The organism is Solibacillus silvestris (genome assembly GCF_051967575.1).
GTDB classification, from domain to species: domain Bacteria; phylum Bacillota; class Bacilli; order Bacillales_A; family Planococcaceae; genus Solibacillus; species Solibacillus silvestris_B.
Genome location: NZ_JBQCJW010000034.1, coordinates 1 through 13,892, shown reverse-complemented (window position 1 = coordinate 13,892; position 13,892 = coordinate 1). Strand labels below are relative to the sequence as shown.

18 protein-coding genes are annotated in these 13,892 nt (G+C 37.7%); 6 read left to right on the top strand and 12 right to left on the bottom strand.

The window, feature by feature from the left end; translation table 11 throughout:
- Positions 1 to 68 precede the first annotated feature (68 nt).
- Positions 69 to 209 (top strand): hypothetical protein, encoded by a 141-nt coding sequence (locus ACTHOQ_RS15945; RefSeq protein WP_440497136.1) that lies wholly within the window; start codon positions 69 to 71, stop codon positions 207 to 209.
- Between the two features lie 198 nt (positions 210 to 407).
- Here the strand turns inward: ACTHOQ_RS15945 and ACTHOQ_RS15940 are convergent, their stop codons facing one another.
- Entirely contained in the window at positions 408 to 611 is a 204-nt protein-coding gene (locus ACTHOQ_RS15940) for a hypothetical protein (RefSeq protein ID WP_440497156.1), read from the bottom strand.
- Positions 612 to 634: 23 nt separating this feature from the next.
- A complete protein-coding gene (locus tag ACTHOQ_RS15935) occupies positions 635 to 811 on the bottom strand; it encodes a DUF2642 domain-containing protein (RefSeq protein ID WP_440497135.1) in 177 nt (58 codons plus the stop codon).
- Between the two features lie 153 nt (positions 812 to 964).
- On the opposite strand from ACTHOQ_RS15935, the gene ACTHOQ_RS15930 reads away from it, so the two are divergent.
- The 4 genes from ACTHOQ_RS15930 (at position 965) to splB (ending at position 5,299) form a co-directional block, all read left to right on the top strand.
- Positions 965 to 1,663 (top strand): glycosyltransferase family 2 protein, encoded by a 699-nt coding sequence (locus tag ACTHOQ_RS15930; RefSeq protein ID WP_440497134.1) that lies wholly within the window; start codon positions 965 to 967, stop codon positions 1,661 to 1,663.
- Complete coding sequence (locus ACTHOQ_RS15925; protein ID WP_440497133.1) at positions 1,656 to 2,798, top strand: glycosyltransferase; 1,143 nt, start codon at positions 1,656 to 1,658, stop codon at positions 2,796 to 2,798. The genes ACTHOQ_RS15930 and ACTHOQ_RS15925 overlap by 8 nt, the downstream gene beginning before the upstream one ends.
- Positions 2,795 to 3,865: a polysaccharide pyruvyl transferase family protein gene (locus ACTHOQ_RS15920; protein ID WP_440497132.1), complete on the top strand. Its 1,071-nt coding sequence runs from the start codon at positions 2,795 to 2,797 to the stop codon at positions 3,863 to 3,865. The genes ACTHOQ_RS15925 and ACTHOQ_RS15920 overlap by 4 nt, the downstream gene beginning before the upstream one ends.
- A 405-nt stretch (positions 3,866 to 4,270) precedes the next feature.
- A complete protein-coding gene (gene splB, locus ACTHOQ_RS15915; RefSeq protein WP_440497131.1) occupies positions 4,271 to 5,299 on the top strand; it encodes a spore photoproduct lyase in 1,029 nt (342 codons plus the stop codon).
- A 78-nt stretch (positions 5,300 to 5,377) separates the two neighbouring features.
- Here splB and ACTHOQ_RS15910 read toward each other — a convergent pair whose 3' ends face one another.
- From ACTHOQ_RS15910 to ACTHOQ_RS15870, 9 genes are all read right to left on the bottom strand, one after another.
- Positions 5,378 to 5,767, bottom strand: coding sequence for a hypothetical protein (locus ACTHOQ_RS15910; RefSeq protein WP_440497130.1), 390 nt, complete (start codon positions 5,765 to 5,767; stop codon positions 5,378 to 5,380).
- 271 nt (positions 5,768 to 6,038) lie between these two features.
- Positions 6,039 to 6,542 (bottom strand): QueT transporter family protein, encoded by a 504-nt coding sequence (locus tag ACTHOQ_RS15905; protein ID WP_440497129.1) that lies wholly within the window; start codon positions 6,540 to 6,542, stop codon positions 6,039 to 6,041.
- Between the two features lie 152 nt (positions 6,543 to 6,694).
- Positions 6,695 to 7,417, bottom strand: coding sequence for a 3-oxoacyl-ACP reductase (locus ACTHOQ_RS15900; protein ID WP_440497128.1), 723 nt, complete (start codon positions 7,415 to 7,417; stop codon positions 6,695 to 6,697).
- A gap of 56 nt (positions 7,418 to 7,473) precedes the next feature.
- Entirely contained in the window at positions 7,474 to 7,695 is a 222-nt protein-coding gene (locus tag ACTHOQ_RS15895) for a DUF2829 domain-containing protein (protein ID WP_440497127.1), read from the bottom strand.
- 104 nt (positions 7,696 to 7,799) lie between these two features.
- Positions 7,800 to 7,943 (bottom strand): hypothetical protein, encoded by a 144-nt coding sequence (locus ACTHOQ_RS15890; protein ID WP_014822645.1) that lies wholly within the window; start codon positions 7,941 to 7,943, stop codon positions 7,800 to 7,802.
- 481 nt (positions 7,944 to 8,424) lie between these two features.
- Positions 8,425 to 9,009 (bottom strand): AAA family ATPase, encoded by a 585-nt coding sequence (locus ACTHOQ_RS15885; protein ID WP_440497126.1) that lies wholly within the window; start codon positions 9,007 to 9,009, stop codon positions 8,425 to 8,427.
- Between the two features lie 61 nt (positions 9,010 to 9,070).
- A complete protein-coding gene (locus tag ACTHOQ_RS15880; RefSeq protein WP_440497125.1) occupies positions 9,071 to 9,898 on the bottom strand; it encodes a GNAT family N-acetyltransferase in 828 nt (275 codons plus the stop codon).
- Between the two features lie 289 nt (positions 9,899 to 10,187).
- Complete coding sequence (locus ACTHOQ_RS15875) at positions 10,188 to 11,039, bottom strand: DegV family protein (RefSeq protein ID WP_440497124.1); 852 nt, start codon at positions 11,037 to 11,039, stop codon at positions 10,188 to 10,190.
- A 237-nt stretch (positions 11,040 to 11,276) separates the two neighbouring features.
- Positions 11,277 to 12,131 carry a dimethylarginine dimethylaminohydrolase family protein gene (locus ACTHOQ_RS15870; protein ID WP_440497123.1) on the bottom strand — a complete coding sequence of 285 codons (855 nt, stop codon included), beginning with the start codon at positions 12,129 to 12,131 and terminating at the stop codon, positions 11,277 to 11,279.
- 171 nt (positions 12,132 to 12,302) lie between these two features.
- Here ACTHOQ_RS15870 and ACTHOQ_RS15865 point away from each other — a divergent pair, with 171 nt between their 5' ends.
- Positions 12,303 to 13,037, top strand: coding sequence for a YqcI/YcgG family protein (locus tag ACTHOQ_RS15865; protein ID WP_440497122.1), 735 nt, complete (start codon positions 12,303 to 12,305; stop codon positions 13,035 to 13,037).
- A 290-nt stretch (positions 13,038 to 13,327) separates the two neighbouring features.
- Here ACTHOQ_RS15865 and ACTHOQ_RS15860 read toward each other — a convergent pair whose 3' ends face one another.
- Positions 13,328 to 13,624 carry a hypothetical protein gene (locus ACTHOQ_RS15860; protein ID WP_440497121.1) on the bottom strand — a complete coding sequence of 99 codons (297 nt, stop codon included), beginning with the start codon at positions 13,622 to 13,624 and terminating at the stop codon, positions 13,328 to 13,330.
- Positions 13,625 to 13,892 lie beyond the last annotated feature (268 nt).

Here is a 13,892-nt window from a genome sequence, read left to right as displayed (position 1 = left end):
CTTACACAATGCATAAACTAGAGAACAAAGATAATTAAAAGGATGATGTATAACATGACATCGGTGAGATGGTGAGATATCCAAAGACAAACTTAATGCCACTTCCGAATGACGAAGAAATCATTAATATTGCAGTCGATGATATGGACCGCTGGGAAAATGACGGCGGCAGGATTTTTGATGGAGCTCATGGTTCCAGTCATGATTAGGAAAGTAAATGCAATTTTAGATTAAAGCATCCCCCCAACGGAAATCAATTTTAGCATTGACATAAAATATCACTTTTTCTCGAAAAAGGTGATATTTTTGTTTTTCCCAGCCTTCTCAGTTTTTGTGCTGCAGCATCCTCTTTATGCACAGTAAATTCCATTATATCTGTTGCGATTCTGCTCATTTTCTCATACTGCCTATACTGCTACTTGTATATAACTTATTTTCGGCAATATGATAATTCTCGTTGCGGCTTCTATTTCATAGTCTTCCGTAGATTCGCTTAATGTCAAAAATTCTGTATTTACCGATTCCAGTGTTCCGGTAATCAATTCTTCACCAACTGCCACTTTTATTTCCCTGTTCAAAAAATACCCCAGCTGTGTAAGCAATAAATTCACAGACAATCCAATCACCTCCTCCTTTAGTAAGCTACATTTTGAATGCCCGCTAATGGTATATACAATAAATCCGAGTTTTTTCTAAGCGTAATATAGTCAAAATTCACTTCCAATAAAACACCCCTGACTTTTGAATATTCCGTAGCGACTTCAATATTCGAACCTTTTAAAGAATTAAGAAAAACACGTAATTTCCCCATATTCCCCCCCCTTTTATGGTCGTATGTTAAAGATTATGTTCACTGCTAAAATTTGCTTGGGTAAATATTCTAATTTCCATAATTTTAAAAGCATAAGCATGGCGCACAATTTTTGTTAAATAAAATTCATATCATAGTTAGGAGGTGAGAACTATGAAGGAGAGAAAAGAAGGTTTAGTGAGTGTCGTTATTCCATGCTATAATGCTGCCCCATTTATAGAAGATTGCCTTGATGGCCTAAAATCGCAAACATACGAAAAAACGGAAGTCATACTCATAAATGATGCCTCGACTGATCATACACAAAAAATAGCAGAAAAATGGATAAAAAATTCAAAAGCTCCTTTTCAAACTATTCTATGCAATCTCCCTGTTAATGCAGGTTTTGCGGGGGCTCTTACAGTCGGCTATTTCATGAGTTCGGGGGAATATATAGCAGTTAATGATGCGGACGACATTTCGCATCCACAGCGTTTTGAAAAACAAGTGGATTTCTTATTGAAAAATCCGGATTATGATTTGATCGGATCTAACTATCAAGTGTTTTATGATCCAAAATTGAAGGAGGGCGGCCAAAAATCTAATTGGCTGAAATATGGGGATTCTATCCGGAAATGCTATGGAGAAGGCGGGCACTGTGTCTCCCACGGAACAATCTTATTCAGGGGGAAGGTGTTTGATATGTTCGGGGGGCCCACAAGAAGAATAGACGGGGCAGAGGATTATGAATTCATCGTAAAATTTCTGAATGCTAAGTTAAAAATAGAAAATCTTAAAGATGTATTATATTACTACCGCGATCATGATCAACAGCGCTCCAAAACCTTTTACGGAGGCGAGAAGAGTGAATAGTGAAAGAGTTTTGCTCGTTGTTGATGCATTATATATCGGGGGAACTGAAACCCACGTACTCGGTTTAGCAAAAGAATTAGTAAAAAACGATACTTTCGTCGCCATCGCAGCAAATAAAACGGGAAATTTAGTGAATTCATTTGAAGCATTAAATTGTCCTATTTATCATATTGAATTCCCAAAATCGATAACTTTAAAGGAAGATCACGAAATGGAATTAATCGGCGAAATTGAGAAAATAATCGACTCCGAAAATATATCCCATATTCATATTCATCAAGCACCATCCGGATACTTGGCAGGGAAAGCAGCGGAAAACAGAGGGATTCCCACAATTTTAACAATACACGGAACCTATTATCCCGATTACGAAATGGAGGAGCTTCTTAAATTATCCGATGCAGTCATTTGCGTAAGCCCTCCTTTATGTAACTATATAAAGACATTTGGCATAGAAAAACCTCATTTAATCCCAAATGGAATTAATTTAGAAAACTATCCAAAAAATTCCCCTACTGAAAATGTAAGAAGCATCCTGAAAATCCCCGAAGATTCCATCGTGCTTCTTTACGCCAGCAGGATTGCGTGGTCAAAAGCCCATGTTTGTTCGGTATTTTTAAGAGCTTGCAAAGATTTAAAACTGCAATCGTTTCCTGATCTCCATGTCATTATTGTAGGCGACGGAAATAAATTAGCAGATATAAAATCTTTGGCTCAAATGATTGAGGAAATTTGCGAAGATTCTTTCATCCATATAGTGGGAGAACAAAAAAATATGCATGCTTATTATTCAGCGGCAGATTGTATAGTTGGTACTGGACGTGTGGCTTTAGAGGCGATGGCTTCTGAAAAACAAGTCGTCGCAGTCGGTAATCACGGTTATTTCGGCATTGTGGATACTAAAAATATTGAAGATGCATGGAGCCATTATTTCGGGGATCACGGATCAAAAGGAACATGCAGCAGGCATAAATTAAGAGATGATTTAAAGAAAATAATAGAGGATAAAGAACAGCTCAGACTTAATGGAATAAAATTCAGAGAGATTGTCGAAGAGAGGTTTAACATTCAGACAATAGTAAAAGAAACTTTAAAAATCTACTTTGAAACGGTAAAGGGCGGGATGATAAAGTGAAAAAAATATTATATATAGGTTGGATAGGGTTTAATAATTTAGGCGATGAATTGTTATGGCATATTTTTAGAGATACATGTGCCGAATATTTAGATAAGGATAAAATCGCTCTTATTCCTTCACTGCCCGGAACCGATTTAAAAAAAATTGAAGAATTTGATACTGTTGTGCTAGGAGGGGGCTCCTTATTATTGCCCGGATATCTTCAAATTCTTCAAAATGCTCTCCGTAAAGGAAAATCAGTACTCATTTGGGGATCAGGAATAGATTGGATTGAGGAGACAAATCTAGATTTACTAATAAATGATAGGCTGTATTCATTGGAACAAAATTTCAAGCAAAAGGATATTGATGTATTGGAAGAGGTATTGGAGCACGCTCTATTTGTAGGAGTTAGAGGTCCTTTAACTAAAAAGGCAATTGAAATTATGGTAGGCAGTGCAAAATCCGAAAAAGTAAAAGTGATTGGCGACCCTGCTTTATTATTACAAAATAATAATTTAATGAAGCCTCAAGATAAGGAGAAACTAATCGGGATCAACTGGGGAACTACATTCAACCGTTTATACGGTGCAGACGAAAAATCAGTGGAAGAACAGCTAGCCGAAACAGCGAAGAGATTAATCGGCCAAGGGTATAAAATAATGATTTATGCTATGTGGACTGACGATATTCCCCATTGCGAAAGGCTTTATAATAATATAAATGACCTGGAAAATGTAATATTGGATAAAAACCTTTACAACGAACAGCAATTGATAAAAAAATTATCGAGTTGCAAAGCAACCATCAACTTTAAACTCCATGCCAACTTACTATCTTTAGCCGCTAATGTGCCGGCTATTCCATTAGGCTATCGTTTTAAAGTATTCGATTTTGCCGCTTTATCGGGTTTCCTTAATTTAGTCGTATCTACGAGTTCCAAGGCTATAACCGATGAAATATTGGAACGCATAGCACTTATTGAAAAAAACGAAGCCATCATCATAAATCAATATCAAGCGCTTCAACAAACATATACCCCTCTTATACGATCAACTTTCACCAAAAATTATATAGGCTTTTAATATATTTCAATGAAATTGCATTAGAAATTCTCAATCAAATTGGTGATGTGACATGCTCATCGCAATCGCTTCCAGCATGGTTACTTCTATATAAAGACTCCTAACTTCAGCAAAGCCACCGTTTCATGCAGGCGGCAAGTATATATGACAGCGCATATACACTAGTTTGTTTATGTAATTGGTTAGGTACCCATTTAAAGGAGTCTATTCTTTTTATTGCAGTGAAGATTATGAAAGGATGAATATCCGCTAAGAATTCTGCAATAATTACCACCTCATAAATTCCTCCGTATTTAGACAAGCTATAAGCAAATACAGAAAGAAGGTGATGACATGTTTAGCGACTGCAAAACCTTTTGCTTTTGTCTATTCAATATCCGCAAATCGTCATTATGAGGGAATTTCATGAATAAGCCATTTATGCCGCAGCTTGTTTATTTTGAACCAAAAGCATTGGACTATCCGCTTGGCAAAGAACTTAAAGAAAAATTTGAAGCATTGGGCATTGAGATCCGTTATACAACTTCTCATAATCAAATACGGAATATCCCCGGAGACAATGATTTGCAAAAGTATCGAATTGCAAAATCCACACTCGTCGTCGGCATCCGCAAAACATTGAAGTTCGAAAGCTCCAAGCCATCTGCGGAATATGCCATTCCACTTGCGACGGGATGCATGGGACACTGTCATTATTGTTATTTGCAAACAACGATGGGAAGTAAACCTTACCTTCGTACATATGTGAATATTGATGAGATTTTTGAAGCGGCAGATCAGTATATCGAAGAACGCGCACCTGAAATTACACGATTTGAAGCAGCTTGCACATCCGATATTGTAGGATTGGATCACTTAACACATTCGTTAAAGAAAGCGATTGAGCATTTTGGCCAAACCGAACTAGGCAGATTAAGGTTTGTCACGAAGTTTCATCATGTTGATCATTTGCTCGATGCCAAGCACAATGGCCACACAAGATTCCGCTTTAGCATTAACGCCGACTATGTCATTAAAAATTTCGAGCCAGGTACCTCTGCTTTAGCCAAGCGCATTGAAGCAGCCGGAAAAGTAGCGAGAGCAGGATATCCTCTTGGTTTTATCGTAGCTCCGATTTATCTTCATGATGGTTGGCAGGAAGGGTATTACCATATGTTTGAGCGTCTTGATGAAGAATTGCCCGAAGATGCCCGGGAAGATATTACGTTCGAATTTATTCAGCACCGATTTACTAAGGCCGCTAAAAATGTGATTAATAAAAACTATCCGAAGACGAAGCTTAAGCTGGACGAATCAGTACGACGTGTGAAGTGGGGGAAATACGGCATCAGTAAATACATTTATCAAAAAGATGAAGAGGATGAAATGAAAAAACAGCTCTACAGCTATATGGAAAACTTCTTTCCAAACGCGAAACTTGAATACTTTACGTAAAGAACAACAAAGCAAAAGCAGACGATCGATTTTGAGCGTCTGCTTTATAACATGATTGAAGGTGAAAGAAATAGCGAACTATTTAAGGGGTTCTGCATTATTCATAATTGATTTTATTGTTGCTGAAAGCATTGCGGAAGTTAACGTAACAAATACCATCCCCATCCAATAATAACCTTTTTCAAGTAAAATCCACTCCGTGTTGCGAACAGAAATCATCATGAATAACAATGCGATTATTGAGAAGATCACTCCTATTGATGCGTTCAGTTTTCCTAGGGTATCAGCATGTGAGTATCCCATTAGAAACTGGATAGCTAAGTACGTAGATACTGCCACAGTCAAAGTTCCAAAAGTATAATAACCTTTTTCAAGCAGAATCCATTCTGTGTTCCATATAGACACCACTACAAATATAGACGAAAAGATTAAACCCAGTACAGATATACCAAATAAGATTTTGTTCATAATATCCACCAGTCCTTATTAATTTTATTTGTTTCTTACATTACTTATCTAATAATTTCGGATAAAGCAACGAGACTAACATTAAAAAGCTTGATGTTTAGCAGCAAGAAAGCACGAATCATTATTCACGAATAGATGGGTTTCCGATTCGTACTGCTAAAATTAAAATCTTTTTCCAGGATTTTCACAGAATATATATAAACCAAAATCTACTGAATGTTTATACCCCATACGCTCGGCACTTAATCTCCCATCCTCTTCATCCAGTGATTTATTTTGTAAAATCAATTTTCTTTTGCAATAAATACATTGTGACGCCGCCTACTAGCATTGAAAAGGCTTCACCCACTGCTACCATTCCGTATGTCGGCCAAAACGGCAAATCAAAAACAATCATCAGCTGTGCTGCAACCGTAAACATCGATGCGGTAACAATGACACCTGTAACAACCATTTTCCACACTAAATTTTTCATATTTTTTGTTGCGATACGACAAATAATAAGAACAATTAGTGTAGCGATCCCGCCTACTGGTACGTCCATCCACCACATTGGCGAAAAGAAATTCGCTATTACTACTCCCAATGTTACCGCTACAATGTAACGTTTGTGAAATAGCACTAAATAGTTAAACATTTCGGAAAGCCTTAACTGTACGGCCCCGAAACTAATGACAGCTAAAACAAGCGTCACGGCTACATAAAGAGAAGCAACGATCGCCACTTTAGCTGTTTCATGTACGTTGATACGTGTTGATGAAACAGAATTTTCCATTATTTAATTTCCTCCTTTATAAAATAGCGAATTACCGCTACTTTACTGATAACTATGACCAAAGGAGCATGGGTGCTAGTACCCTGCCAAAGTGCCATAGTGTGTTTTTGCACCAATTCATTATGGAGTAAATTTAAAATAATGGCAACACTTTATTTGTTCATCCAGCCGCCGTCAACCGGTATAATCGTTGCATGCATATAGTCGCTTGCTTCACTCGCCAAAAACACTGTAATATTTGCAACCTCTTCAGGCTTTGCCCATCGTCCAGCCGGTGTTTGCTCTGCCACCAATTTCGCCATCTCGCCTGTTCCTTCAAAGTCTGCTGCATTCATCGGTGTTTCAATCGCACCTGGCGCAATCCCATTCACACGTATACCTTCCTTACAATAATCGTAGGAAAGCTGCTTCGTATAACCAATTACCGCATGCTTTGAAGCCGTATATGCTGCACCGCCGCCACCCGCTACCATTCCTGCGATCGAAGCCATATTGATGATTACGCCGCGCTTTTGCAGCAGCATTTGCTTCAGTACAGCATTCGTCACTAAGAACATTCCTTTTACATTGACATCAAAAATTTCGTCCCATAATTTTCCCTCTGTTTCTAGTGACGGAGCATAGCCATCGAGCATCCCGGCTGTATTGCATAAAATATCGATACATTCAAACTTTTCAATTGTTGCGTCAATAAACTGCTGATCTGCTACACTTCCTACATAGTGACGGTATTTCTCGTCTGTTATAGCTGCTTCCTGAATATCTATGCCAACAACCGTAGCCCCTTCCTTTAAAAAGGCTGCTGCCTGAGCACACCCGATTCCGGAAGCAGCGCCTGTTACAACGACTACTTTATTTTCAAACTGATTTTCCATTTAATTCCCTCCAAAAAAAGAACTGACCTGCATAAAACAAGTCAGCAAAAATTTTGTTATATAACGATTTCCCAATCATCCGCTAAAATATCACAAACTGTCGGTGTAAACATTGTATATCCCTCACCTGTTACATTAATAACAAAGTACGGGTTCATGTCCAAGCCATCCAATTTAGTCGCCGGTACATACTTTACATATAGTTCAGCACCACCCCAGCCTTTACGGATAATTTTTTCTCCATTTTTTAAACGGGGCAAAATTTCTTCAAATGTCATATTCATCTTCCTTTATGTATTCATTTATCTTACACATATTATAACAATAAGTTGCGGAAATCACATACACCGGGTACTAAAAATTTCCCCGGTGCACAACAATATTATGTCCCTCGGTGCTTTGTTACTTCCTGCGGCGGATTATTATGAATTACTTGATTGAATTCTTTTGAATACTCTTCACGACGATTTGTATCCTTTTTTTCCTTTTTATTTTTCGTGAAGCTCGTCTTACTTTTCTTCGCCATCCTATTTCACCTCCGAAAAGAGTAGAGTCTAATCTAATATGCGTAAAATTAATGATCGTATTCTGTATTATAAGTCAGCATCGGTTTATTCATTTATATTCAATTTTTAACACTATGATACAAAACACTTTTTTGTAAAAACTTTATCCGATAAAAAAATATCAGTGTATAAAAAATAAAATACGGCCTATACTATTAAAGATTTCACTTCAAATCTAAGTGACTGGAGGGTTAACCCGATGAGTGCGAATGATCAATCTCAAAAGGACCAACAAAAACTGAATAAGCTTAAACAGAGTATTTTTGGAGCAATCTAAAAATTTAATCTGAAAGCGAGGCAGTGTGTCATGGAGGAAGATAAGTGATAATCAAAGAACCTGGAATTAAAACTCCAGGTTCTTTCTTATTGTTTCGGCTTTTTGAAAAGAAAAAGCCGACTCATCATATAAGCATATGACAAATCAGCTTGTTAAAATCATGATTATATACGCTTTACACGCATCACAAAACGATCCAATCTTTTCTTTAAACTGCTTCTCTCATCATGATGAAGGCTAATTTGGAGCTTAGCCGCAATCAATTCTGCGACTTGTTCGATTGAAAGATTATTTGTATCAATCCGGCCATCAAAAGTTTCATGCTCAAGGCCTTCCATACAGCGCTCAATTTGCTGCTCCGGCCACGAATTTTTCTTTTCAAACCTGCTCTTTAACCTGCGCTTCAGCGTTTCCTTTGATGCCCATAAAACAAAATGCTGCACTTCAACACTCTCCGCTTTCAGGCGTCCTATAATTTCCTCATAATAAAGCGGATTTACGATTGTCATTGGAATAATGATCGTGCCATTAAATTGACTGTGTATATACTTCAATATTTTATAATTAAATTCCCGCCAAATTCCATGACTTTGAAAATCCCCTTTTGTCAGCTCTTTCGGAATATTTTTGTTTATAAAAAAGCCAACTTGCTCTGGATCATAAATAACGGAATTAGGAATTCTGCGTTTCAATTCATATGCGGTCTGTGTCTTCCCAGCACCAAATGCACCATTTAGCCAAATGATCATTTGAAAAACCTCTTTCTGGAATAATGCATTAATTTATCCGATTATTTCCACTGCATTCCGTTTAAAATAAAAATTCATACCCGATATAGTTAAATGCATTCTGAAATCCCAAGTTTTCAGCGACTGCCACAGAAGGCTTATTTCCTTCCATACAATCCCAATAAGGCACCATATTATTGTCGAAGCAATTTTTTACATAAGTATGGGCGATTGTTTGAGCCAATTTTTTCCCTTGATGTGCCTCTAACGTTTCAATGTCTATACAATGAATATTTTCTACGGCGAATCCAGAAAAACAGACACTCACAATTTCGTTCTTATAAACAATACAATAGCCAATTCCTTTACTAAAAAAGAAATCCGGCGACGACCAAAACTCTAGAATCTTTCTATGAAGAAACTCTATATTTTTGATTGAGCCATTATCGTTTTCATAAAGGGATTTGTTTATTTTCTGTACCGTGTACCCTTCTGGCAGCATGGGCTCGCTTTCGGGTTTATATTGCCCTTTATTTAATATATATACTTTTTGCAGCCAGCTTCCGTATTCGCGATGTTTGAATAATAATTCAATCGTTGCATTCCATTTTTCATGATTGCCTACCCCTTCAAACCAATTCAATCCGATTTCCTTTGCTTCCGGTGCTATTACCTCATCAATAAAATTATTTATTTCCTTATTGAATTGCTCATTACTTTCATTCCCGATAAATATAAAGCCATCATTATTTCCTAACCATATAAGCCCTGAATCAGGTGTAACAGTATCATCTACAAATATGCGCCCAGGGTTTACCCCAGCAATAATCGCTTTCGCCTCAAGCTGTCCTTGCTCATTTAATAATCCTAAACATTTACGAAAATCATTTTGCTTTAATTCTGAAATCATCCCTTTTTCCCCTTTAACCAGCATCCTCATTTGCACTACAATTACATACTATATTTTACCAAAAATAAATTGATTGTGCTAAGCTGGTCGGGCAGTTAGGATTTGTAAACTTTGAACACCAATTCCAGATGAGTCTCTGTGTCCCCCTTTATCCCAATCCCCCTATTAAACTATATATATCACCCAAAAAAGAACGAATCCCCTCAATGAAGATTCGTTCTCTTTGTTTATTTAAAATATTGTATTTAAAATTTTTAACGCGGACGACCATAAAATTCTATCCATACTGCTAACATTCCATCCCTGCAATTCCAAAGCCTCCTGGTCCAGCATGAGTAGAAATCATTGCTCCTGCTTGCATCCATGTTACATTTTTGAAACCAGCTACCTTGGCAATTTCGTCCAATCGTTTTTTAATGTTTTCGTCAAGTCCAACTGAGTAGATTAAATAAAGTTGTTTTCTATCAATATTGTATTCATCTAAGTAATCCTTCAAAAGCTTTTCCGCAACGATATCCATCTTGCCGCGGTATTTTCTAGTTGAAACAAGCTTCCCTTCTTTTAACTCAATACAGGGCTTTATTTTTAATAATGCTCCTCCAATATACGCGATGTTGCTTACACGTCCCCCTGCTTTCAGGAAATCCAAGCTGCCTGGAAGGAAAGCCAATCTTGTTTTAGGGACGATGGATTCTATATTTTCTATTAATTGCCCATAGTCAATTTCAGGATCCTCCTCAAGCATAGCAGCTGCATACATCACGACTGCAGCCAATCCTCCTGTAACATTCAATGCATCAATAAGGAATAGTTTGTCAAAACCTTCTGCAGCAATTACCGCACTTTGAAAGGAAGCAGATGCTTTTGATGTATAACCAATGTGAATAATGATGCTATCAGGAAAATCCATCCTAATTTTCGTAAATAAATCATGATACTCTTGTACATTCGTTGCTGCTGTAGAAGGTATTTTTTTGATGCGACTGTAATAATCAAAAACTTCCTCTACGGACAGCTCCCCATCTAAATAATCCTTCCCATCCATGATAACGTGCATCGGTACTACTTGAATTTGATGTTTTTCAACCAGGTCTTTCGGTAAATCCGCTCCACTCTCAGTCGATAAAATAATTTTTCTCATTGTACCTTCCTTTCAAAATTACGTAATCAATCCCGCTTACCTTTTGCGTATTGATGATTCATCACCATAGCATGGAGTTGATTTTGTCATCCCCAATTTTTGGTGAAGAGCCTCGTTTATTCTTAATATACACTAAAAGCGGAATTTAGAAAGGTCCTTAAATAGAATGAGCATTGCGTATAGGGCATATATTATAAACTGAAGATCCAATTTCGCTGTTAACAACAACGTTATTTCTTATTGGCGCACAATCGGCATTGAACAACAGCGGAATGATCCGCCTGATTTAATGATTTCCGAAAAATCCACTTCCAATACTTCATAGCCATGCTGTCTCATCTGCCTATTCACATTACGGTTGACCGGCAGACTCAGCACTCGATTACGGCCGATAGACAGTACATTTGTGCCCATTGAAAACTGCTCACTTTCCCCCACTTCGATTAGATGATACATGCCTGACAATAAAGCCACAACCTGTTGATCGAAAGCATCCGGGAAAATTAATGCATCTTTTGGTGAAAGTATATTGAAGACACAGTCGAGGTGTAAATATTTCGGATTAAAAGGAATAGGGAGAATATCAAATTCCGGCAGTTCTCTTTTCAGCTTTTGAATCGCTTCCTTACATGTACGGTGACTGACGCCAATAAATACTCGCTTGCCATCCACTATGACATCGCCGCCTTCAATGGAGTGCGTTGAAAGCTTTTTATATGCCAGATCGTGCTTATTCATCCACTCTGCCAATACTTCCTCCTCACCTTGGCGAATCGGGTTAGCCATCTCGGAAATAAATAAGCGGTTCCCTAGTGAAAAACCAATATCCCTTGTGAAGACCTGTTCAGGATGCTCCTTGCTTGGCTCCAGTTTAATCACTTCCACACCCGCATTGCGCAAAGTTTGTTCAAATTTCCGGTGCTGCAAAATGGCAAGTTCCCGGTCAATATTATCATGTTTATATTTTTTTTGAATATCGTTGATCACTTCTTTAATTTCCATATATTTAGGCTCACATAGTATCACTTTTTTAAGTGTTCCATATTCACTTTTACATTGTATTTGAGATTGTTTTGTAATTGTATTCACCATAAATCATCCTCCAATTTCTTGATTCATCCATACTCCATTCCCTCGTTTATTCATTTCATAAACTATTCATCACATTTAGTTCCCTTTGAACGTTGCTGTTTCAAGAAATTTGCGATGGGGTATTGACTAGCATTAAATATATAGATGAAGAATGATAATGGAGGAGATTGCATGATTACGAAAGAGCAGGCTTTACTAACAAAAGAAGATTTTCAAACGAGGACAGACTTGCCAAGTTGGCTTTATAAAGAATACGAAACTTTTCATAACACGGTAACCGATAAAACATTCCCCTGCTTTTTCGGGATGAGCGGTGAGCTGAAAGGTGAACTTCGCTACGCTTATATCACGCAGGATGACTGGAGCAATCTTCCTGCAGCAGTAGAGGGTTTTCTGGATTTATTTAAGTTGCCAAACTACAAAAGACACGGTCTATTCGTATTTGTTGAGCCTTTTGAGAAGGAAGGTTCTCTAGATGATTACCGAAAGCAATTTTGGGATATTCTCCAACACCTGCATACGGTGGATGAAGTGGAATGGCCTGAAAATAGCCCCCGTGACCCCGATCATTACTTATGGGATTTCCATTTCGCTGGTGAGCCTATCTTTGTGTTCGGCAATGCCCCGGCATATAAGAAGCGAAAAACCCGGCATCTGGGAAATGCGATGGTCCTCGGTTTTCAGCCGCGCAAAATCTTTGAAGGATTAAAAGGAACCGAAAAAGGCGGAATTATGTCACGGGAAAAAGTGCGAAAACGTGTGGAAGTTTGGGATCAGCTGCCTAAGCATCCGGATATCGGCCACTTTGGCGACCCGGCGCATAATGAATGGAAGCAATCCTTTATCGGCGATGATATTGAGCCAATTCTAGGGAAATGCCCGTTTCGGCATAAAACGGAAATATAGTAGCTTACAAAGATTAAACTTCGATTATGCAAAAATGAAATAATCAAACAGGCAATGGGTGCATATATGTCAGGTTATGCACCATTGCCATCCATATAAGCTGCTATTAGAAAATCTGCATTGCTTGCCCTATGTTTCTTATTAAATGTAATATACTGCATGAAAAAATATCCTTAACCGGGAGACTCCATTCGCTAAACACAGATTATTAAAGCTCTTGCCGATCATATGCAAAGGGAGTTTCAATTTGCCCAGCCGTAAACAAGCGGTACAACATAACATTGATTTCTTCAGGATTCCTTTTTTGTTTCTTTTCTTTTCTTTGATTCTTTTACATAATTAACATAGTTCCCTGTTCCTTCGATTATAGAAACTGCAATTATGGCCCATTCAAGCGGAGAAACATCGTGTAGGGATTCCTTTCTATAAAGCATTGTAAATATTGCGATAAAGCCATATAAAAAGGCTTTTAGAATATACTCCCAAATTGGAGAATAATTATCTAAATTAACTTTTGCATATATTTTATCTATAAGTGAAACAATCCCCAGAACTATAGCCAATGTAAAAATTAATTCTATCGTCATAAAACACCTCCGAAGAAATTTTACCATATTATAATCCGGTTATTCCGGATTAGGGTTCATCACCATAACATGGGGTTGATTTCCATTCCGGGTCGGACGCTTTCGTCGCAAAATAGATTTTGCTGTTCCCGCTAGTCCCATAGCTTCTGCGGAAATACTCTTAATTCTTTTATTGAAAAACATGAAAAAAGGTAAGCCCGTAATCAAACAACGCATATAAAACATCAGGCACCTCCGGTACGATAAATGTATCAATCAAAGGAGGTGC

Coding starts and splice junctions, on each gene's coding strand:
- ACTHOQ_RS15935 (WP_440497135.1), bottom strand. CDS start 811: ATGGGGAAATTACGTGTTTTTCTTAATTCTTTAAAAGGTTCGAATATT.
- ACTHOQ_RS15865 (WP_440497122.1), top strand. CDS start 12,303: ATGATTACGAAAGAGCAGGCTTTACTAACAAAAGAAGATTTTCAAACG.
- ACTHOQ_RS15890 (WP_014822645.1), bottom strand. CDS start 7,943: ATGGCGAAGAAAAGTAAGACGAGCTTCACGAAAAATAAAAAGGAAAAA.
- ACTHOQ_RS15905 (WP_440497129.1), bottom strand. CDS start 6,542: ATGGAAAATTCTGTTTCATCAACACGTATCAACGTACATGAAACAGCT.
- ACTHOQ_RS15870 (WP_440497123.1), bottom strand. CDS start 12,131: ATGGTGAATACAATTACAAAACAATCTCAAATACAATGTAAAAGTGAA.
- ACTHOQ_RS15875 (WP_440497124.1), bottom strand. CDS start 11,039: ATGAGAAAAATTATTTTATCGACTGAGAGTGGAGCGGATTTACCGAAA.
- ACTHOQ_RS15945 (WP_440497136.1), top strand. CDS start 69: ATGGTGAGATATCCAAAGACAAACTTAATGCCACTTCCGAATGACGAA.
- ACTHOQ_RS15880 (WP_440497125.1), bottom strand. CDS start 9,898: ATGATTTCAGAATTAAAGCAAAATGATTTTCGTAAATGTTTAGGATTA.
- ACTHOQ_RS15900 (WP_440497128.1), bottom strand. CDS start 7,417: ATGGAAAATCAGTTTGAAAATAAAGTAGTCGTTGTAACAGGCGCTGCT.
- ACTHOQ_RS15885 (WP_440497126.1), bottom strand. CDS start 9,009: ATGATCATTTGGCTAAATGGTGCATTTGGTGCTGGGAAGACACAGACC.
- ACTHOQ_RS15910 (WP_440497130.1), bottom strand. CDS start 5,767: ATGAACAAAATCTTATTTGGTATATCTGTACTGGGTTTAATCTTTTCG.
- splB (WP_440497131.1), top strand. CDS start 4,271: ATGAATAAGCCATTTATGCCGCAGCTTGTTTATTTTGAACCAAAAGCA.
- ACTHOQ_RS15930 (WP_440497134.1), top strand. CDS start 965: ATGAAGGAGAGAAAAGAAGGTTTAGTGAGTGTCGTTATTCCATGCTAT.
- ACTHOQ_RS15895 (WP_440497127.1), bottom strand. CDS start 7,695: ATGACATTTGAAGAAATTTTGCCCCGTTTAAAAAATGGAGAAAAAATT.
- ACTHOQ_RS15860 (WP_440497121.1), bottom strand. CDS start 13,624: ATGACGATAGAATTAATTTTTACATTGGCTATAGTTCTGGGGATTGTT.